General features: G+C 38.9%; 16 protein-coding genes. 12 read left to right on the top strand and 4 right to left on the bottom strand.

Annotation, left to right across the window (positions count from 1 at the left end; genetic code table 11):
- Positions 1-156 precede the first annotated feature (156 nt).
- A complete protein-coding gene (locus tag QNI15_RS36710; RefSeq protein WP_313991560.1) occupies positions 157-1842 on the bottom strand; it encodes an amino acid permease in 1686 nt (561 codons plus the stop codon).
- A gap of 246 nt (positions 1843-2088) precedes the next feature.
- Here QNI15_RS36710 and QNI15_RS36715 point away from each other — a divergent pair, with 246 nt between their 5' ends.
- The 12 genes from QNI15_RS36715 (at position 2089) to QNI15_RS36770 (ending at position 15727) form a co-directional block, all read left to right on the top strand.
- Complete coding sequence (locus tag QNI15_RS36715; RefSeq protein WP_314036968.1) at positions 2089-2373, top strand: hypothetical protein; 285 nt, start codon at positions 2089-2091, stop codon at positions 2371-2373.
- Positions 2374-2782: 409 nt separating this feature from the next.
- Positions 2783-3439, top strand: a complete 657-nt coding sequence (gene fsa / locus QNI15_RS36720; protein WP_313991565.1) for a fructose-6-phosphate aldolase — start codon at positions 2783-2785, stop codon at positions 3437-3439.
- Positions 3440-3549: 110 nt separating this feature from the next.
- A complete protein-coding gene (locus QNI15_RS36725; RefSeq protein ID WP_313980817.1) occupies positions 3550-3753 on the top strand; it encodes a fructose-6-phosphate aldolase in 204 nt (67 codons plus the stop codon).
- 68 nt (positions 3754-3821) lie between these two features.
- Positions 3822-4526: a cell division ATP-binding protein FtsE gene (locus QNI15_RS36730; protein ID WP_313980820.1), complete on the top strand. Its 705-nt coding sequence runs from the start codon at positions 3822-3824 to the stop codon at positions 4524-4526.
- 237 nt (positions 4527-4763) lie between these two features.
- Positions 4764-5507, top strand: a complete 744-nt coding sequence (locus QNI15_RS36735) for a phosphoadenylyl-sulfate reductase (protein ID WP_314036970.1) — start codon at positions 4764-4766, stop codon at positions 5505-5507.
- 93 nt (positions 5508-5600) lie between these two features.
- Positions 5601-6509, top strand: coding sequence for a sulfate adenylyltransferase subunit CysD (cysD, locus tag QNI15_RS36740; protein WP_314036972.1), 909 nt, complete (start codon positions 5601-5603; stop codon positions 6507-6509).
- Positions 6510-6580: 71 nt separating this feature from the next.
- Complete coding sequence (locus tag QNI15_RS36745; protein WP_313980825.1) at positions 6581-7864, top strand: sulfate adenylyltransferase subunit 1; 1284 nt, start codon at positions 6581-6583, stop codon at positions 7862-7864.
- Between the two features lie 294 nt (positions 7865-8158).
- Positions 8159-8626 carry a macro domain-containing protein gene (locus QNI15_RS36750; RefSeq protein WP_313980827.1) on the top strand — a complete coding sequence of 156 codons (468 nt, stop codon included), beginning with the start codon at positions 8159-8161 and terminating at the stop codon, positions 8624-8626.
- Positions 8627-8900: 274 nt separating this feature from the next.
- Positions 8901-9290 (top strand): hypothetical protein, encoded by a 390-nt coding sequence (locus QNI15_RS36755; RefSeq protein WP_313980830.1) that lies wholly within the window; start codon positions 8901-8903, stop codon positions 9288-9290.
- A 333-nt stretch (positions 9291-9623) separates the two neighbouring features.
- The gene (locus QNI15_RS36760; protein ID WP_314036973.1) at positions 9624-10769 is read left to right on the top strand and encodes an efflux RND transporter periplasmic adaptor subunit; all 1146 of its coding nucleotides are present in this window, start codon (positions 9624-9626) and stop codon (positions 10767-10769) included.
- A gap of 236 nt (positions 10770-11005) precedes the next feature.
- Positions 11006-14167, top strand: a complete 3162-nt coding sequence (locus QNI15_RS36765; protein ID WP_314036975.1) for an efflux RND transporter permease subunit — start codon at positions 11006-11008, stop codon at positions 14165-14167.
- A 123-nt stretch (positions 14168-14290) separates the two neighbouring features.
- Positions 14291-15727, top strand: coding sequence for a TolC family protein (locus QNI15_RS36770; protein WP_314036977.1), 1437 nt, complete (start codon positions 14291-14293; stop codon positions 15725-15727).
- Between the two features lie 910 nt (positions 15728-16637).
- On the opposite strand, the gene QNI15_RS36775 is transcribed toward QNI15_RS36770, so the two are convergent.
- The 3 genes from QNI15_RS36775 to QNI15_RS36785 all read right to left on the bottom strand — a co-directional run bounded on the left by QNI15_RS36775 (position 16638) and on the right by QNI15_RS36785 (position 22230).
- Positions 16638-20495 carry an Ig-like domain-containing protein gene (locus QNI15_RS36775; RefSeq protein ID WP_314036979.1) on the bottom strand — a complete coding sequence of 1286 codons (3858 nt, stop codon included), beginning with the start codon at positions 20493-20495 and terminating at the stop codon, positions 16638-16640.
- A 242-nt stretch (positions 20496-20737) separates the two neighbouring features.
- Positions 20738-21400, bottom strand: a complete 663-nt coding sequence (locus QNI15_RS36780; protein ID WP_314036982.1) for a DUF4276 family protein — start codon at positions 21398-21400, stop codon at positions 20738-20740.
- Entirely contained in the window at positions 21397-22230 is an 834-nt protein-coding gene (locus tag QNI15_RS36785; protein ID WP_314036983.1) for an AAA family ATPase, read from the bottom strand. Before QNI15_RS36785 ends, QNI15_RS36780 begins: the two co-directional genes overlap by 4 nt.
- Between the last annotated feature and the right edge of the window lie 65 nt (positions 22231-22295).

Here is a 22295-nt window from a genome sequence, read left to right on the forward strand (position 1 = left end):
AATTTTTGGACTCACACCAAATATAACGATTTTACATTACACTTTTCTTTTTTCAAGATTATTTAGCAAGATAGTTTATTCCGATACCGCTTTCTAAAAGAAAAGGCAACCCATTAGATGAGTTGCCTTATGTCAAACTTGTTATCTTTTTTATTTTCAGATACTCTGCATTTTGGTAGTAGCTAGTTTGCTTTTCTTATAACCGTAAGCAAAATAAATAACCAAGCCAATGATTAACCAAATAACAAACATAATCCAGTTAGATAATCCTAATTCTGTCATCAGATAAAGATTGGTTAAGATTCCTAATACAGGAATAAGCAGAAAGTCATAGAGGAAACTCAGTACAGCCAGCACTAACCATGTAATCCAGAAAACGACTAACAATGGCTTTTCTTCTAATGTCTGGATATAGTTTTCCTGTTTTAGAGCAAAATATAATCCAATACCAAACAGTAACCCTACAATATACTTTCCACTGATGCGAGGCATCTTAAATTTAGAATCTTTGCTCAGTCCTTTCTTATCCATATACAATACACCTCCACATACCATAATAAAAGCAAAGAAAGTACCGACACTTGTCAAGTCAACAAAGAACTGCATATCTAGAAATAAGGAGGGAATTGCTACTAATAAACCTGTAATAATAGTAGCAAAGCCTGGAGTCTTGTATGTAGGATGAATTTCACTAAACTTCTTCCACAACAGTCCATCCCGACTCATCGTCATCCATATACGTGGTTGGCCCAACTGATATACCAGCAAGGCACTGGTAATAGCTACTACAGCACTTACAGAAATCACACCCGCAATAAAATCCATATTTACTCTGGAGAAAACATAAGCCAATGGATCATCTACTTTTAAATCTTTATAGTTAACCATACCTGTAAGCACCAAGGTAATGATAACATATAAGGTTGTACAAATGATTAAGGAGTAAATCATGGCTCTGGGCAAATCTCTTTGAGGATTACTACATTCTTCAGCTGTAGTAGAGATAGAGTCAAATCCAATAAAAGCAAAGAATACTGCCGCAACGCTACTCAAGACACCATTTACACCATTTGGAGCAAAAGGAGACCAATTTTCAGGTTTTACAAAAAAGGCTCCTGCAAAAATCACCAGTAAGATTACAGCTAGTTTTAATACTACCAGGATATTACTGGTTGTGCGAGATTCTTTAATTCCCATATATACGAGCCATGTAACCAAAGCAGTAATTATCCCTGCGGGAAGGTCAAGCAATACTTTAACACCTCCAATAGAAGGTGCATTCTGGTAAGCCTCAGCCAGAATGCGTGTATTAGAAGGCAGCTCATTCAAGGTATTATCCTGAATAGCCTCCTGCATCTCTGCAAATGCTCTACCAGAAGAGATTGGGTCTGTAGTAATCCATCGAGGCAGTTCTACGCCAAACCCACTAAGCATTGAAGAAAAATATTCTGACCAGGAAATGGCTACCACCATATTAGAAACTGCATATTCCAGAATCAATGCCCATCCAATTATCCAGGCAAATATTTCACCAAAGGAAACATAGGCATAGGTATAAGCACTACCACTTACTGGAACAGTAGATGCGAACTGGGCATAACATAAAGCGGTAAATACACAGGCAATTGCAACAAAGACAAACAATAAGGAAACTGCAGGCCCGCCATTAAAACTCGCACGCCCAATGGTACTGAAAATACCAGCGCCAATAATAGCTGCAATACCAAAAGATGTTAAGTCTCTGACTTTAAGCATTCGGTTTAATCCACCATGCTCGCTTTCACGTGTACTCAGATCTGTCAGAATCTGACCAACAGTTTTTTTTCGGAATAAATTTTTCACGGATGAGATGTTTCTACAGAAGAAAGGTTTGGTTTTTAGTTGGCTAAAAATAAATATTCTTTGTTACAATAAAATATCTTACATGATTTTCGTTTTACTTTCAATTATACTTTTCACATTCTTAAAGCAATTTTAGTAATATTACATTAGCTGATTATGAATGCACTATATCAGCCGATTTAGTAAAATACATCTTTTTTATCTATTACCAAGATTTTGTCTTCTAAAAGATATTATTTTATAGCTATGGAAATAAAAAAATATACACGGATTGTCTTGTTAGGATTAGTATTACTGGCTATTCCTTTTTCGGCACATAGTCAGCGGAAGAAAAAAAGTAAGGATAATGCGGCTTATATGGAGGCTGATGCCCGAGCTGCAGCCACTGCGTCCAGAAAAACCCCTGATCCATTTGGGTTTCTAAAGAGCAACGATCAACACAAAAAGAATAAAGATTGTGGTTGTCCCGGCACAAAAAAGGGAGAAAGACAACGTCGTAAAGAATTTAAAGCCCATCGCAAGAGAAAATAGCATTCTGACAATCTGCATTTTACAACCACAAATACAATAAATTGATAATTCTGACAGACTTTTTTTTGCAACCTGTTTTTAATTATTAATTGTATTTCTATATTTGCACCCGCAAGCCGGTACGACCAGCTCCTGCTGAATCCCCCCAGGGCTTGACCGCAGCAAGGGTAGGTGGTTGTAGCGGTGCGATACTTGGCTTGCTTTTTGTTTTTAACCCGCAAGGTTTTCTGAAACGTTGCGGGTTTTTTCTTTTGTTTAAAAACAGGGTTTTCTACCTTTGCCTGCAATACCTACTTCCACTGGAACCTATCAACAGGTATGATTGTATTTCAAATACATGCAAATGCTTCAGTGAAATGTTGAATGCCAAGTCAAACTATTTGATAACTAAATAATTCTTACTTGTCCGATGAAATTTTTTATTGACACAGCCAACCTTAATGAGATCCGTGAGGCTCATGATCTGGGAGTTCTTGATGGTGTAACTACCAACCCTTCTCTTATGGCGAAAGAAGGCATCACAGGAAAAGACAATATTCTGAAACATTACAAGGACATCTGTAACATTGTTGATAATAATGTCAGTGCAGAAGTGATTGCGACAGACTTTGCAGGTATGATTCGTGAAGGAGAGGAACTTGCTGAGATTGATGAGAAAATTGTAGTGAAAATTCCTATGATTAAAGATGGAATTAAGGCTATCAAATATTTTTCAGAAAAAGGCATACGAACAAATTGTACATTGGTATTTTCCGCAGGACAAGCATTACTGGCGGCCAAAGCAGGTGCTTCGTATGTTTCGCCGTTTATTGGACGTTTGGACGATGTAGCAACAGATGGCTTAGATCTTATTGAGCAAATTGTAACTATCTATCAGAATTACGGATATGAAACTGAAATTCTGGCAGCATCGGTACGTCACCCAATGCACATCGTTAAATGTGCAGAACTTGGTGCAGATGTAATGACAGGTCCTTTAAGTGCAATCCTTGCTTTATTGAAACATCCATTGACAGATGTAGGCCTTGAGAAATTCCTGGCAGACTATCGTAAAGGAAACGCTTAATCAGGATTTACAATTTTATGTTTCCTTTATAGTGCAAAGAACTCCTATAAACTCTGTTCTTACGGATTTTTGCATATAGCCAGAATCTGAAATTGTAAAACACTAAATTCATGTATATCATCAAAGTAAAAGGCAAAGCCAAAATCCCGGATTACATTCAGCTACGTGATGAAAACTTTGTACTCATTGCCTATTTCCGAGCAGATCGTCCGTTAAAAAATCTGGAGAAATATGGGCTTGCGGGCAAAGAAACAGAATTGGAAAATGTAATTCGGGAATTGCCGTTTGGCAAATTACAGCTTCTAGCCATTTAAAGGCATAATGAATGATTGGTCGAAGGCATTCCGCCTATCACCAATCATTCATTCAATTAGTGAAATGTATGTTTTCCGACGATCCCATAGTTCGTGTAAAAGACGCCCAGATATTTCAGGGAGGCAAACCTATTCTGGATAATGTAAACTTTTCTATTCAGAAAGGAGAATTTATATATCTGATAGGCAGAACAGGTAGTGGCAAAACCTCTCTCTTAAAAACACTTTATGCTGATTTGCCTTTGCAACAAGGTCATATTGCTATTTCTGATTTTGAATTACATGATATTCGAAAAAAAGATATTCCTTACTTACGTAGGAAATTAGGTATTGTTTTTCAGGATTTTCAGTTATTCTTTGATCGTACTGTAACAGACAACCTCATTTTTGTATTACGTGCAACGGGTTGGTACGATAGTGCAAAAATGAAAAAGCGTATTGCAGAAGTTCTTATGCAGGTAGGTCTGGGATCTGTTGGCAATAAAATGCCACATCAATTATCAGGTGGTGAACAACAACGCATTGTGGTTGCCAGAGCTCTTTTAAATGAACCACTGCTACTCCTTGCCGATGAACCTACAGGAAACCTTGACCCGGAGGTAGCCGAAGAAATCTTGAAATTATTTTTTGATATCAATAAAAGTGGAACAGCTGTATTGATGGCTACTCATAACCATGTATTTCTGCAAACACATCCAGCCAGAGTGTTGCAATGTTATCAGGGAAAAGTACAGGATTCTATTACAGAAGGCCTTTCATCTGCAGGATATTGACATTCAATAAATCTGCAAGTTGTTCCAATACTTCATCTCAACTCATCTTCATTTGTCTCATTGTAAAACTTGCGTAATTTTACCTTGTCTTTCCATTTAACTAGTAGACAATAACAACTAATAGTACAAATCCAATATTTTTTGGTTTGTTATACGGTTTTTATAAAAAAACAACAAAAATCTCTATTAAATCCATAGATTATATAATACATTTGTCCTTATTTTTTCCTTTTTTGTATGCAACAGGAGATAGATAACATAGCCGTTCAGATACAGGAAAAACCTATTGCCGAGGCGATTCGACAGTTGACAGAGTTATTTCCAGGCCAGGTAGCCTTTTCTACCTCATTCGGTCATGAAGATCAGGTAATAAGTGATATCATTTTCAAGAATCGCTTACCTGTACGTGTGTTTACATTGGACACAGGCCGGATGTTTGAAGAAACCTACCAAACATTCTACGAAACACAGGGAAAATACAAGCAAAATATAGAAGTATACTTTCCAGATAAGGCATCCGTGGAAAAGCTTGTAACAGAGAAAGGCCCTTATAGTTTCTATGAATCCGTAGACAATCGAAAGCAATGTTGCTTTATTCGCAAAATAGAACCTCTTAAAAGAGCTCTGCAGGGTGTGAAGATCTGGATTACAGGTTTGCGCGGAGGTCAGTCAGAAAACCGCCAGCATATGCATAATCTGGAATGGGATGAAGGCAATCAATTAATCAAATACAATCCATTGATTACCTGGACTCTGGAAGAAGTGGAGCAATATATTGACAAGAATCGTGTACCCTACAACAAACTGTACAATAAAGGTTTTAAAAGCATTGGCTGTGCACCTTGCACCCGAGCAATTGAACCAGGAGAAGACCTGAGAGCAGGACGCTGGTGGTGGGAAGTCTCACACAAAGAATGTGGTTTACATGAACCCTCCTCAAGCGAAATTCCAACCGGAGCTTCATCCAGTATTGTAAAATAAAAACAATCAAACATTATAAAGAATCTATATACAGCATGTTAGTATACATGCTGTATAGTTTAATTACTTATTCCACATCTACTCATTAGAATTATGAGTGTACTCTCAAAGAGAAAATTTCCCCGTCAGTTAGAAGACGAAGCAATTTACATTATTCGTGAAGTTGCCGCCCAGTTCGACCGTCCAGCATTGCTTTTCTCAGGTGGCAAGGATTCTATTACACTGGTACGTCTGGCTCAGAAAGCATTTTATCCGGCACGCATTCCTTTTCCTTTATTACATATTGATACAGGGCATAATTTCCCGGAAACCATTGAGTTTCGGGATCAACTAGCCAAAGAGCTTCATTTGAATATGGAGGTACGTTATGTACAGGATAGTATTAATCAGGGTAAGGTAAAAGAAGAAACAGGTAAATATGCCAGCCGAAACGCACTTCAGACAGTAACTCTATTAGATGCCATTGAGGAGTTGAAACTGGATGCGTGTATCGGAGGAGCACGCCGCGATGAGGAAAAAGCAAGAGCCAAAGAACGTATTTTCTCTGTAAGAGATGAATTTGGTCAGTGGGATGCGAAACGTCAAAGACCAGAATTGTTTGATATACTGAATGGAAAAATAAATGTTGGTGAAAATGTCCGGGTATTCCCAATTAGTAACTGGACAGAACTGGATGTATGGAATTATATTCGTGAAGAAGGTATTGGTATTCCATCTGTATACTATGCTCACGAACGTGAGATTATCGAAAGAGATGGAATGATATGGCCGTATTCGGAATTCCTTCATACAACACCAGATGAAATCGTTCAGCGTCGGGTAGTTCGTTTCCGTACAGTAGGAGATATGACTTGTACAGCAGCCGTTGAATCCTATGCCAATAATATAGATGGCATCATAGAAGAAATTCTCAGCGCAGTTATTTCTGAACGTGGTGCACGTATCGATGACAAGCGTAGTGAGGCAGCCATGGAAAAACGCAAACAAGAAGGATATTTTTAATACGTTGAATGGTCAAGCTGATATACAGAAGCTGTTAGCCAGACCATTCGCTTACCCCATATTGAACCGAAATGGATATCTTACGATTAAATACTGCCGGAAGTGTAGACGATGGCAAAAGTACATTGATTGGGCGTCTGTTATTTGATACTCAATCTATCCCACAAGATAAACTGGAGGCTATTGCAGCATCCAGTCAACGTAAAGGCCTTGACTTCGTAGATCTTTCTCTGCTTACAGATGGACTTATTGCAGAACGTGAACAAGGAATCACTATTGATGTTGCACATGTGTATTTTTCTACTCCTACCCGCAAATACATCATTGCAGATAGCCCTGGCCACGTAGAATATACACGAAACATGGTAACAGGAGCGTCTACAGCACAGGTGTCTATTATTCTGATAGATTCCCGGCATGGTGTTGTAGAGCAAACATACCGTCACTTCTTTATTTCTACCTTGTTGCGTATTCCCAAAGTATTGGTTTGTGTAAACAAAATGGATCTTGTAAATTTCTCACAAGATGTATTCTCCAATATTGTTTCTGATTTTTACGCTTTTGCTGAGAAGATCAAGTTTGAAGGACAGATCATTGATTTTATTCCAGTTTGTAGCCTGCATGGTGACAATATAGCCAAAGGATCAGACAGGATGCCGTGGTATGAAGGAAAGACGCTATTACAGGAACTGGAAACAACAAATCTAAAAGAAAATAATGATGAGTTACCAGCCCGAATGCCTGTACAATATGTAGTTCGTCCTCGTACAGACGAATTCCATGATTACAGAGGGTATGCAGGTAAAATAAGTAGTGGAATTTTTAAGGTAGGAGATACGGTTACAGCGCTTCCATCTGAGCAAACGTCTGTTATCAAAAAGATTCAAAAATTTGAAAGCAGTCTGGATGAAGCACATTCTAAAGAATCTGTAACCCTGCTTTTAACAGATGATATAGACATCAGCAGAGGTAATATGCTGGTAAAAAAAGGTCAGGAGCCTATTGCAGCTAAATACATTGTGGCACATGTATGCTGGATGGCACATGAACCACTATCCATTGGTAAGGTATATTGGCTACAACATGGCAATCAACTGGTAAAAGCCAAAATAGATGCCATTCAACATGTAATTGTTCCAGATACATTGGAGCATCAAAGTGCTACTCAGTTGAAACTTAATGATATAGCAGTGCTATCACTCAAACTGGCACATCCTATCTTTGCAGATACCTTTGCGACAAATAGATCCAATGGAGGATTTATTTGTGTAGATCCAGGAACAAATAACACAGTGGGTGTAGGTTTTATTGAAGAACTATACGAGAGTGTCCCTGTTCAGGAATTTGCTATTTAAGAAACAAATATTTCCTATTAGTAAAGAAAAGCTGGATTATCTAAATCCAGCTTTTCTTTTTACCATTATATGATCAGCAGCTCCGCTTAGAATCTACACAAATCAGAGCTAATACAAGATACCAAATACCTCTGAAAACCCACATACAATTATAGAATTATACTACCTTTCTACTATCAGGAGCAACAACTGTCAAAACATTTAGTGATATTACCCTCATTAATACATTCAGTGAAATCTCTCATATTATTTAATATTTACTGATGTAATCTTCGTAATAACTCATGTAAAACTATGAACATTCAATATGTTAAAGGAGATGCAACCAATCCGCAAGGAGATGGTAATAAAATCATTGTCCACATTTGCAATGATATAGGAGGATGGGGAAAGGGATTTGTAGTAGCACTCTCAAAGAAATGGTCTAAACCTGAAAAACACTATCGACAGTGGTATAAAAGTGGAGAGAAATTTTTATTAGGTGAAGTACAGTTTGTACCTGTTGAATCAACTATCACTGTAGCCAATATGATAGCTCAGCATGATATACAAGTATTAAATGGTATTCCACCCATTAGATATGATGCAGTACGCGAAGGTTTGAAAAAGGTAGTAACCTTTTCACAACAAAACAACGCGTCTGTTCATATGCCACGTATAGGAGCTGGTCTGGCAGGTGGAAAATGGGAAATTATTGAAGACATTATCAGGGATGAACTAACAACCCGAGATATCCAGGTTACAGTTTATGATCTGTTGTAAAATAGAGATTTACCTCTTTTAAAAATTTATCCAGAATATAATAGTAGTAAAAATATTACCTGCCAAGTTTCTTTTAGGCCTAAAAACGGATAAATAATAGGTTATTCCGAACACTAGATATGTTCCAAACCAGTACTACCAGCATTGGAAAACATTCAAGTAAAAACACAAAACAGCTTAGATGCGATTAAAAATTAGTCTTCTTATACAATCTAAAATACTGTTTTGGAGTTATTAGTATGTACAAACATAATTTCTGTTACCTTTTACTTTTATGATGCGATTCCTGTTTGTAATATTTGCGTTTGGATTCATGCTGATAGCAACTGAAGGCCATGCCCAATTTGGAAAAAAGAAAAAGAAGAAGAATGACAAGGATAAAGCTTCCAGTACAGAGGTCTCATCCAAAAGTTCTTCCAGTGAGTCTGGAGTATTTTCTTCTGAGATGCGTTTTTCTAAAAAGAAATACCCAACTGCTGAGGAAGGTATACAACGTGCACGTGACTTACGAGAGGCAAATGCCAAAAGAAACAATAAAATAGCTCAGGAGATGGCTAGCAATCCCCGTTACAATGACCCAAGCTACTTTGGGCATAAACATAAGCCTAAAAAGCATCGGCCTGGGAAAAAGAAATATTGCAAAGAATGTGGTATAGTCCACTAGAAGAGCACTTCCCAATAAAAAAAGCACAAATAGCTAAAAATCAAGTATTTATACTCACACTATCCAACCAATGGATAGTGTTTTTTATTTATATATACTATAGCTATGCTCATATATCAACCAAGCAATAATACTCTTTTTTGTGTATTATCATGTAAATACAAAAATTAGCTATCAATGCTATCATATAGTTAAAAATTGAACTATTCGCACTTTTTAGACAACTTTTCTGAGTAATTTCCACATTTTACAGATAACTCCTTTTACTTTCTGGCGAAACGTTCTATATTGTACAATAAGTTATTCTTAGCTCACCGTACAAATCTTGGAATTATGAAAACAAACTCCTTACTAAGTGCACTCATCGGCACTTCTTTGGCCGCTATAGGTATAGCAGGTTGTACCGCAAGTGGTCAGGTTGACAATTCTTCTTCTAAAGAAATACTTCCTGTAACAAAGCTGATTACTAAAGACACTATATTACTGCATGAATATGTAACCGATATTCAGGCAGTACGCAATGTAGAGATTAGAGCACGGGTATCAGGTTATCTGGATAAAATACTGGTAGATGAAGGCAAAGAAGTAAAAAAAGGCCAACCTCTATTTCAAATCAACGATGCGGAATACAAATCTGAATTGATGAAAGCAAAAGCTGCATTAACCAGTGCTACGGCAGAAGCGAAAACAGATGAACTGGAGCTGGAGAGAGTTAAATTATTGGTTGAAAAAAAGGTTATTTCCAAAACAGAACTTGAAGTAGCCAAAGCGAAACTTGCTGTTGCAAATGCCCGCATTGAAGAAGCCCGCTCTGCTTATGCAAATGCCGAACTCAAATTGTCTTATACGTTCATTCGTGCTCCTTTTGACGGTATCATTGACAGGATACCTTTAAAAACAGGCAGCTTGATTGATGAAGGAGCATTACTTACTACAGTTTCTGATATAAATGCGGTCTATGCTTATTTTCATGTCTCTGAAAATGAGTACTTACAATACATAAAGACCAAGCTCAGTGGTGCTAACCCTAATTCGGCAAATATCAAACTAATTCTGGCCGATGGTACAAACTATGAGCAAAAAGGAAAAATTGAAACAATGGAAGGTGAATTTGATGAGAGTACTGGTTCCATCGCATTCCGCGCCCATTTCCCCAATCCAGAAAAAATTCTCAAACATGGCTCTACCGGCAAAGTCCGTTTGGCTAACGATGTTGACAATGCCTTGATGGTTCCACAAAAGGCTGTTTTTGAAATTCAGGACAAAAATTATGTGTATGTAGTAGATGGTAACAACAAAGTAAAAATGAAGGAATTTAAGCCTAAAACACGTTTCTCACATTTTTACATTGTAGATTCCGGATTACAGGCAGGAGATAAAGTTGTTTATGAGGGTATTCAGAACATTCGTGAAGGATCTCAGATTGTTCCCGAATTTATTGCCATGGACAGCCTTCTTACAACTACTCATGGTAAGTAATTAGTAGTCTATTCTTGCTTCAAAAGAGGTCTTGCCACCAAAGGGATACTCCATTTAACAAATACTATATTTTTTATTTCATTAACATTCAAGTTTATTCTTACTAACGGACTTTTAAGTTAAGGTTCGGATTATTTCTATTTATAGAACAATCATTTTTATGTATCTGTAGAGTTATCCTGAATAGCATCTGGCAGACCTCCTCTTATTTAATTATTCATTAGACGGAGGTAATCATGTTCGACATATTTATTCACAGGCCTGTCCTGTCGTTAGTTATATCTTTACTTATTGTATTTTTAGGCGTTCTGTCACTCTTTACATTACCTGTGACACAATTTCCTGAAATTGTTCCACCTTCTGTTACTGTAACAGCCAAGTATACAGGTGCCAATGCGGAAGTGTGTACCAAAGCTGTAGCAACTCCTCTGGAGCGGGCGATTAATGGTGTACCAGGCATGACTTACATGACCTCAGTGACCAGTAACAATGGTACTACCCTGATCCAGGTTTTCTTTGAAGTTGGTACAGATCCAGACCTGGCAGCGGTTAACGTCCAGAACCGTGTCCAGACGGTTATAGATGAACTTCCTGAAGAAGTAATCAAGGCGGGTGTGGCCACAGAAAAGGAAGTAAACAGTATGCTCATGTATCTCAATGTGATGAGTGAAGACAGTACTGTTGGTGAAAAATTCATTTACAACTTTGCAGACATCAACGTTCTTAAAGAACTGAAACGTATCAATGGGGTTGGGTTCTGTGAGATTATGGGGTCCAGAGAGTATTCCATGCGGATATGGCTAAAGCCTGACCGAATGGCAGCCTATGAAGTTTCTACAGATGAGATAATTGAAACTATTCGCAATCAAAATGTAGAAGCTGCTCCTGGAAAAGCAGGCGAAAGCTCAGGAAAAAATCCTCAGATGCTGCAATATGTACTTCGATACACTGGTAAGTTCTTTGAACCAGAACAGTACAAAAATATTGTTATCCGCGCTAATTCGGATGGTTCCGTATTACGTATTCGAGATGTTGCTGATGTCGAATTTGGAGCAATGGATTACAGTATGGCATCCAAAACAGATGGTCGCTTTTCGGCCTCTATCATGATCAAACAACGTCCAGGTTCCAATGCAAAGGAAGTTATTGAGAATGTAAAGCAACGGATGGCGGAACTAAAAGAAATATCTTTCCCTCCTGGAATGACTTACAATATCACGTATGATGTATCACGTTTCCTGGATGCGTCTATTCATGAAGTACTACGGACACTGGTAGAAGCTTGTATTCTGGTATTTATTGTTGTGTTCATCTTCCTTCAGGATTTTCGTTCTACCCTCATACCAGCTCTGGCAGTTCCGGTATCATTGGTTGGTACACTGTTCTTTATGGATCTGCTCGGATTCTCTATCAATCTCCTCACTTTATTCGCTTTGGTTCTTGCGATTGGAATTGTGGTTGATAACGCCATTGTAGTAGTCGAAGCAGTACATACCAAGATGGCAGAAAAACATATGTCGGCGAAGGAGGCCACATTTGCTGCTATGCGTGAAATCAGTGGAGCTATTGTCGCTATTACGCTGGTCATGTCAGCAGTGTTTATACCTGTTGCATTCATGAGTGGGCCTGTGGGTATCTTCTACCGCCAGTTCTCACTTACGCTGGCCATATCCATCGTTATCTCAGGGATTAATGCGGTTACACTTACTCCGGCTTTATGTGCTATTATGCTTAAAAACACACATGGTGCGCCCAAAAAGAAAGGATTATTAAATCGTTTCTTTGGAGGATTTAACAGAGCATATGAGTCTGTAGAGGGCAAGTACAAAAAGGCTACCTCTTTTATCGCAGGTAGACGAGTTATCACAATTGCATTGCTTATCTTCTTTTTCATCGCTACCTGGGGAATAAATTCTCTTTTACCTACCGGATTTATTCCCACAGAAGATCAGGGCATGATCTATGTCAATGTTACTACTCCTGCAGGAGCTACAGTAGAACGTACTGAGAAGGTATTAGATGAAGTACAATTAGTGGCAAAAGATATGAAAGCGGTTGAGTCTGTTTCATTTCTTGCAGGCTATAGTTTGTTAACAGAGGCAGCTGGTGCGTCGTATGGTATGGCAATGATTAACCTGAAGTCATGGGACGAACGGAAAGAATCTGTCCAGGATATAATTGCTGCATTGGAAGAAAAAACCCGAAAAATACAGGATGCAGATATTCAGTTTTTTCCTCCACCTACAGTGCCAGGGTTTGGTAACTCCAGTGGTTTTGAACTTCGTCTGTTAAATCGTACTACAGGAGAATCTCTTCAGGAAACAGCGGAGGTTTCTAACAAGTTTATTGCAGCACTGAAAAATGCACCGGAAATCAGTAGTGCCTTTTCCAGTTTTGATGCCAGTTTCCCTCAATATATGATTCATGTAGATCAGGAAATGGCAGCAAAAAAAGGGGTCACAATTGATAAGGCCATGAGTACACTACAAACCTATCTGGGAAGCTATTATGCCTCTAACTTCATCCGTTTTGGGCAGATGTATAAAGTGATGGTTCAGGCATTGCCCACTTATCGGGCTAAGCCGGAAGATCTGCTCCAACTATATGTTAAGAACAATCATGGAGCGATGGTTCCTTTCTCTACATTTATCAAACTGGAGAGAGTCTATGGACCTGAGCAGCTGACTCGCTACAATATGTACACCTCTGCTATGATTAACGGAGATGCAGCACCCGGATTTAGTAGTGGAGATGCGATCAAAGCTGTAGAACGTGTAGCCAAAGAATCTCTACCGAGAGGATACAGTTATGACTGGTCTGGTATGACTCGTGAAGAAATCCTTTCAGGTAATCAGGCTATCTATATATTCCTGGTCTGTCTGTTATTTGTGTATTTGCTGCTGGCAGCTCAATACGAAAGTTTTCTTCTTCCTCTACCGGTTATCTTGTCTTTACCTACTGGTATCTTTGGAGCCTTTCTTTCCTTACAGCTTTTAGGCCTTCAAAATAATATCTATGCTCAGGTGGCCCTGGTAATGCTTATCGGTCTGCTGGGTAAAAATGCTATCCTTATTGTTGAGTTTGCTATACAGCGCAGAAGTGAAGGCTACTCTGTGTTACAGGCTGCGATGGAAGGGGGAGTTAGTCGTTTACGTCCTATCCTGATGACTTCTTTTGCCTTTATTGCAGGTCTGATGCCACTCTGTATAGCCTCTGGTGCAGGAGCTTTGGGAAACCGTTCCATTGGTACAGCGGCAGCAGGTGGTATGTTGATCGGGACCATTTTTGGAGTATTCCTCATACCAGGTTTGTATGTTCTTTTTGCCTCACTTGCAGAGAAGTTTCAGGACAAACCAACCCAGCTTTCTACAGTGTCAGCTACTGAGTCTGAACAATAATTCTGACAGGCAGGCAATGTCCTGTCTGTACTTCATCTATTAATCATCACTATTCTTCTAAGAACCTAATGAATCAATTATTCACCAGGTTTTTAGAAGATACATAAACTCTTACGTTGAACAATGCTTAGCCATTCATTAAAATATAGTTGTATCCTTTTAGTGCTGTTGCTGGGAAGTTGTAAAGTCTCAACAGTCACCACTCAACATAGTTTTGTCAAACTGCCGGAAACTTTTACTGGTAGCTCTGATACTACCAGCATTGGTGACATCGCCTGGAAGGATTTCTTTACTGATCCACTATTAATAAAACTCATAGATACCGCATTACACAACAACCCAGATCTAAATATTGCACGTCAGCGCATAGAGTTTGTCAGAGCAAGTTTTCAACTGAGTCGTGGCGCTTTGCTGCCATCACTAAATGTAGTTGCGTCAGCAGGTGTTGACAAATATGGGGACTATACTATGAACGGGGTAGGTAATTATGACACCAATTTGTCTGGAAATATAGATGGGAAGAAAAAGATACCTAATCCTACTCCTGATTATTTCCTTGGATTGCGTAGCAGTTGGGAAATAGATCTCTGGGGTAAGTTACGCAATCAGAAAAAAGCTGCCTATAACCGATTTCTGGCTTCACAAAAAGGGAGGCAAGCCATTGTAACAGCTCTTGTAGCACAAGTCTCTCAGTTTTACTACGATCTACTTAGGCTGGACAATGAACTGGAAATCATCCGGAAAAACATCGGATTACAGGAAAAAGCTGTTGAAACTATTACAGCTCAGAAAATGGGAGGCCGTGCTACTGAACTGGCAGTACAACAGTCAACAGCACAATTGCTACATACCCGTAGTTTGGAAGGACGTGTCCAACAGGAAATTGTAATTATTGAAAATCAGTTAAACCTTTTGCTGGGAGGTTTTCCTCAACCTATTGAAAGAAGCAATCCCATTCTTCAGCAAACACTAACTACAGTAGTGAAGTCAGGTATTCCAGCACATATGCTTCGGCATCGTCCGGATATCCGACAGGCAGAACTGGAACTGGAAGCAACCAAGGCCGATGTGACAGCCATGCGCGCTGCCTTCCTGCCTTCTCTTACCATCTCTCCTTATGCAGGATTTAATGCTTTTAATGCCTCTGTATTATTTAACCCAGCCTCTATAGCTTATGGTGTTTTAGGAGGCCTTACAGGTCCTCTATTTAGTAGAAACCTTCTAAAGTCCAACTATAAACAATCTCAGGCAGTTAATCAGGAAGCGTTTTATACTTATTATAAAACGATCTTAAACGGCTATCAGGAAGTTGTTACAAGTATGAAAGGAATAGAGAACCTTCAGAAAGTATATGATTACCGTAAACAGGAAGTAGATGTGTTGCAAAATGCAGTATCTACTTCCAATGACTTGTATGTGACAGGCTATGCCTCTTACCTGGAAGTTATCACAGCCCAGCGTAGTGTACTGGAAGCTGAACTCGAACTGGCAACAGTAAAACGGGATCAGTTCTTCTCACTTATAGACCTTTATCGTAGCTTGGGTGGCGGATGGCAATAAGGCTATTTCGGTTTAGTTACCTATTTAAATAGAAGGAATTGGCATCTATAAGAAAAGTTTCTTATTTGCGCATAGTTCAAGGCAAAAATTTTCTCAGCAAAGGCAAGGTAGAGCTACTGACTGGCTGAGGAATTGCCTATAACTCCAATCAGTTTCTGTTTTGATCAGAGTTCCGATCATTTTCTTTGCTGCGCATAACTCACGGCAAACTTTTTTTCGATTGGAATTCTGATCACTTTTTTGTCTTGCGCATCGTTCACCGCAAAATCAAAATCTGATCGAAATTCACCGCACTTGTTTGGCTGTGAACTCTGTGTATGGCAACTGAGTGTTACAAACTTTGTGCAACATACAAGGACCTAACAAATCAATAAAAAAATGGTTATATACTCCATGGCAGATGGGTTTTCCATATTCAAATGTCTTAGTTTCTGGTTCATTTTCTGGTTCATGGCCTGAACCAAAAATACACCAAAAACTGTCACTTTTTTAGCTCACTTTTGGTTCGTCTTTGGTTCACCTTACTCTCAGCAATACTAACGCAACTTACTAGTGTACAGCGACTTGCTTTGGTTTTTTTGGTTCATTTTTTGGTTTATTTTGGTTTACTCTGCCTTCTCTGGTTTTTTGGTTCACTGGTTCACTCTCCTATAGGAGAGTGAACCAGTGAACCAAAAAAGGTATCAGGGTAAATTTACAAGATGACAGGTTACTACTTTTTGATCACCACTAACCCGTAAGTAATTAAATTCAACAGCTTGAGCTATCAAACGTTTAACTTTACTTTCGTTTCCCTATGAGATTTCCAGAAAAAAGGGTTTAATTCAGTATGCGAAACACCATATATATACAAAAAAGGTCCTGCCTTTAAAAGACAGGACCTTTTTTGTATATAGTTATTCGTATCACATTATTGTTTTACTACACGTAGTACCTCTGTTTTCTGAGAAGATACGACCTGCAATACATACACACCAGATGGTAGAGACTTTGTATTGAGCTCTACTTCATTATCCGAAACAATATTTTTTTCCAGAGTGTATTCTTTTCCCAATATATCCAGTATGCGAACTTTCACATCTCCAACTGAATACCTACCAAATGATACAGTTAACCGATCATTTGCAGGATTTGGATAAGCCTGAATAGTTAACTCTGAAGATAGTTCATCAAATAAACGGGCAGAAGTCGAACAACCACCTATCTGAATGGTTTTATTGAATGATTCATACCATGGGCTGGAAGAATACGTCACACCGGCTGTAAGTTGTACACTGGAGCTATTATAGTTTGTGAATACAACTTTTACTTTCTTCTTATTAACAGGATCAACCGTAATAGTTGCACTTCCATTTACCCACCAGCTGACAGAACTTACAGAAAGAGTAGGATTAGTCTGCAACTCAAATTCGTATACCTGAGAAGGTGTGGCACACGAAGTACCTGATATCCCTGTTGGATAGGTTGTAGTATCTGCAGGAGTACATCCCCCTACTTTCACTACTTTACTGAATTGTGTATACCAAGGCGATTTCTTATAGGATACACCTGCATATACCTGTACAGAAGTACTATTATATTGGGTAAAGTTAATAGTCACCTTTCGTGCATTGGCAGGGTCTTTCACAATGGTAGCGCTTCCATTAACCCACCAACTAATGCTGGATACAGAGGCAGGATCAACAAATAACTCATAGGTATAGCTTTGCCCTGGAGTGGCACAATCACTACCCTGAATACCCGTTTCAACCACTTTAACCTGGACAGATGCTGATTGCGTTTTAAGGTTATCATCATCATACGCAATAGCTGTTAGTGTATATGTGCCAGTAGCAGCCTGAGAGATGGTATAAGAATATGGGCTGCTATAATCTGTACCCAACAATGTTGTTCCATTGTAAAACTCAACCTTTGTAACACTTCCGTCCACATCTGAAGCAGTTGCAGTTACTACCAAATCTGTTCCCTTCAGAATGACAGAACCGGCAGCTGGCGCAGTTACAGCAACAGATGGTGCTGATTTAAATTTGAAACGAGTAAGAGAAGGTAAGTGGTCAGACAGTGTATTCTCATAATTAGTAATATAATTCAAGGCATAATCAATACGGGTAGAGCCTGACAAATGCTCTGAAAACAGTTCATCTGTCATAGTGATATGATCAATCACATTAGCTTGTGTGATATAAGAACGAAGTCCTGCATCACTCAATACACGGGTAGCTGTTTTGTAATGAGTGCTATCCAATACATAGGGCTGATAGGAAGAGATCAGTGGCGATGGAATAGGAGCTACTGTAGAGTCTACATCATCGTTGTAATCACCCTGAAGCAATAAAGCAATGTTACCATAGTAAGCGTCCAGTGTATCTTTCAGCACCTTTACATCATAGGCTCTCATCTGATAGCGGCTAATATCATCTCCAGAGTTGGCGCGTGCGTGAATATTTACTACGACAACACGCTTACTTACTCCATTGATAGTAACCTGTGCATCCAGTAGAAGTGGCAAACGGCCACTAGCCCAGAAACGTGTTGGATCACCTCCCGGATAATTAGGCAATGTGTTTACATTTACTCCTGTCAGTAGTGTTTTTGAACTCAGTTTGCTAACAGTAGCAGTCTTGTACAAAGTTATTACCTTTTGTGCATAGGGATCATTTGTCTCAGGATTAGAGACATAAGGGGATACCACATATTTATATCCAGGAAGCAGATTGGCTACACTATCCACAAACAATACGGTATCAGAGATTTCCTGCAACGTGAATATATCTACATCCAGACGGTTAATCAATGTACGAAGGTTAGCAGCCTGAAGCGCATTGTTGGAAGGACCATTACTTGGATGCCCAAACCATTCCACATTCATAGTAGCCACATCAAAAGTCTTACTCTTACTAATAGATGAAGCTGTGGCGTACCCCTGTGTACTATGAATAGAGCCGGTTGTAAGCTGTATACGTCCGGCAAACGCTCCTTCCGTAGCAGGCAGTGCACGAATATATACTGTATTCGTAAAATCAAGTTCTGACACCGAATACACTACAGATCCTGAGAAGTTGTTACCATCTTTTGAAAGCTGAAAAGGTGCAGGAACAGACACAGTCAAATCTGATGTAGCATTAGCTACAGATACCTGAAAAGATCTGGCATCAGAAGGCACATTGACACTGCTTTCAAAATACAACTCTGTCAGAGGCGTAATCGATGTACTTAAAAGAGGAGAAGGCGGTGTTGTTGAATTGATGATAGAAAAGTCATCAATTGTCCATCGGGCAGCTTCTAATGCAGGTGAAGAAGTATAGACAAAAGCAATGTATACACCTGCTTGTTTAAAGTTCACCAGATTGATACCACTTGACTGCGTCCATACATCTGAATTGACTAAAGGGAACTGTCCATTCAGTTCTGTCCATACAGCTGCAGAAGGATTTCCTGTTCCACTATAATTGGTAGAAACCAGAAGTTTTAATGTTGGACCAGTAAAGGCAGTACGAGACCAGAATGAAAGCAACGGATAGGTAAGTCCGGTTAGATCAAGTGCAGGAGAGATCAACCAGTCTTCATTCTCGACAGCCCCACCTGAATAGCCATTGATCTGCACGGCATTACCTGTACGCCCAAAGGTAGTACACGCCCAGGTTTGTGCACCGGTTACACTATATTGAGTCCATCCACCAGGAAGTGCAGAGGAGCAGACATTGAAGTTCTGCTCAAAAGGATTGGCAGCAGAACCACTTAGGTTTACAGTTTGTGTGAGAGCATCTGGACTGCTGATAGTTACTGTGCCAGTAGAAGCACCAAATACAGTAGGAGCAAAACGTACAAAGATTTTTTTGGGAGTACTCACCTCTGCAGAAGCGAAAGATACCAATGTGTCAAAGGAGATGCTATCTTTTGAAATAGTATAACCCAAACCTATAACAACTGCTTTTACATTATCTGTCAGATTACTTCCTGTTATTGTAAAAGACTTTATACTGGTTGTATTGGCAGCTATTTCTCCAAAACCTATGATACTGGAAGAGACGGTCAAGGTTGGTACCGGAGTAGTTACCTCTCCATTTGCAGTTAGAGAAAAGTCGTCAACAGCCAACCCATCATCTGAACTAGCCACATTGGCATCTGTCCACCGTATCCAGATAGTAGCACCTGCTGGAATAGAAAGCCCTGTAAGTGTTGTGGATAAGGTTTGACGGTTAGCAGTAGCATTTCCATCCAAAGCGCCAGCAGTAGCCCCTGGAGCTACAGGTGAGACAAAATCCAGCACATCCGCATTCTGCCAGGTACCAGTAGTTAGTGAGGTTGCATTGGTGCTAAACTGGAAGTTTAGTGTATCACGCACTGTCCGGTTGGCTGAGGTTGCCCCAATACGCCATTGCTCACCTGTATACACAATCGTCAGAGAGGTGATAGTACTTCCTGTATTATTGGTAAATCCTGCCCCAATGGTTGGGGTAAGAGAACCGGAAAGCAATCCACCGAAGGCTCTGTCTGTAGCGCTTGCAGAACCAAAACTATACGTATCTCCGGCTGTTCCTGAACCTGTCCCGGCAGTATAGATTGCATTGGCATTGGTACCACTTTCTGCAAATGTCCATCCTGCAGGAACGGCGGTGCCAGTTCCACTAATGGCCAGGCTATTAAAGTCTTGCGTATAAGCAGAGTTAAGCGTTGTAATGGATACTTGTGCCCAGGCAGTAAAACTACATAGCCAGAAACACAACAGCATAGCCACCCGCTTTGTAAGGGGTAAAAAATGTTGCATAAATTGTAAGTAAAGGTTTGTTGAAAATAAATGTAAAAGTACTGAGGATGAATAGAAGAGATGTTTCCTCAAAGTTAAGTTTCAGAAAAAAAAAGAATATCTGCAATATGATTTAAAACTTTTTAAATCAGGCACTTCCACTATCAATCATCCTGTGTTTACCTGAGGTAAATATGCCGTTTGCAGAAAAAAAATATTGAAGCTCTTTACTAGTATCGCTAGAAAGTTCTATAAGACAAATATTAACGCATTGCCAAGAGAAGCTTTTCAATCCAAGCCTTAAACATTGGGCACTTTTGCAGGATTGTATCGATCCCAACTTCCAGAGCTAAGATATTTCCATCAACCACTTTCTTGTACTCAGGTATGATCTGAATAATTCTTTTACAAGGAGCAGTTTCTGGTCCATCATTTATGTCCTCTGGATTCGGAAACTGTTCAATAACACTATTAATTCTTGTCAAAACCTGAGCAGGTTCATTGTAGTATTTTTGAAAACCTGCATCAGACGCAAACAATACACTCTCAAACTCATGTCTTTGTATATATGAGATAAATCTATGATCATTTATGTCATCGTTAATAGCATTCTCTAATACTTCTATTTTCTTTATTGAAGTACTTTGAAGCATAGCCTGATCATATCCAGGTACAGAACCAGGAATCCGGTAAAAATCTACAAGCATAGAGACAATAACATCTTGTTGCTTAAGTAGTCTCAAAACATCATTTTTTAAATGCTGATAGTTTACAAATCCTCCCTTGGCACCTAACCTCTTATTAGTTGTAATTTGAGTAGCATGTATACTATAAATTTCAAATGTATTGAAATACGGAGTTAAAACTTCTTTCACAAATTGCTCTTCAGTATCACCTTCAACAACAATATATAACCGCTTACTCATGGTCGTCCTCCTATAATATTTTTATTCCAGAGTTCTCCCAAACTATACTCATCAAGCCAATCTTTTAATTCTTCAGTGCTTAATCTTTTAAATACTGATTGTTGATTCTCTCGATCTGTTACAATGATATCCTCTGGCTCAAAATTATCAATCAAGCCTACTGACTGAGTAGAAACAATGATCTGGGAGCCTTTTTCAGCAGCTTTTTTTAACAATCCAGCCAGTTTGTTAATGGCAACAGGATGTAATCCTAGTTCAGGTTCGTCAAGAATAATAGTTTTGGGTAAGTCAGGCTGTAGCAAAAGAGTTGTAAGACAAATCATTCTCAATGTACCATCTGAAAGATTATGTGCATTTAGATACATATCCGATCCTTCCTCTATCCATTTTAATTCAATTGTATCTTCATTCAGTCGATTAGGAGTCAGATCAAAACTTTTAAAGAAAGGAGCAATCGATCGTATTGTTGCTTCAATCATTTGAAATGAAGACTCTTTCTTTTTTTGAAGAAAATATAAAAAAGCAGCCAGATTACTTCCATCTTCACGCAGGAACTCATTGTCATGAAGTCTGGCAAACTGCTTCATAGGAGAATTAAATCCTGTATCATGAAAATGATAGATCTTAAAACCATTAAAATAATCTCTAAGATACTTATCCCTATAACTGGTAGACTTTTGAATAGAACTTTCTAATAAATTACCAGAATGATTAGTATGATCCTGATAATCCCAATTTTCAAATCTTTTATTAAAGTCGCGGTTGTATCCAGTGGTGGTCGGAAGAAATTCCGACCCCTTACGTTTTAAAGACTTTGTTGGGATCTCCACCCGCCAGTGTGATCATGATAGTGGTTATAAGTTCTCTGAGTTGTAAGACAACTCTTCTTTTTGCC

Source organism: Xanthocytophaga flava (assembly GCF_030068545.1).
Taxonomy (GTDB): Bacteria; Bacteroidota; Bacteroidia; order Cytophagales; family 172606-1; genus Xanthocytophaga; species Xanthocytophaga flava.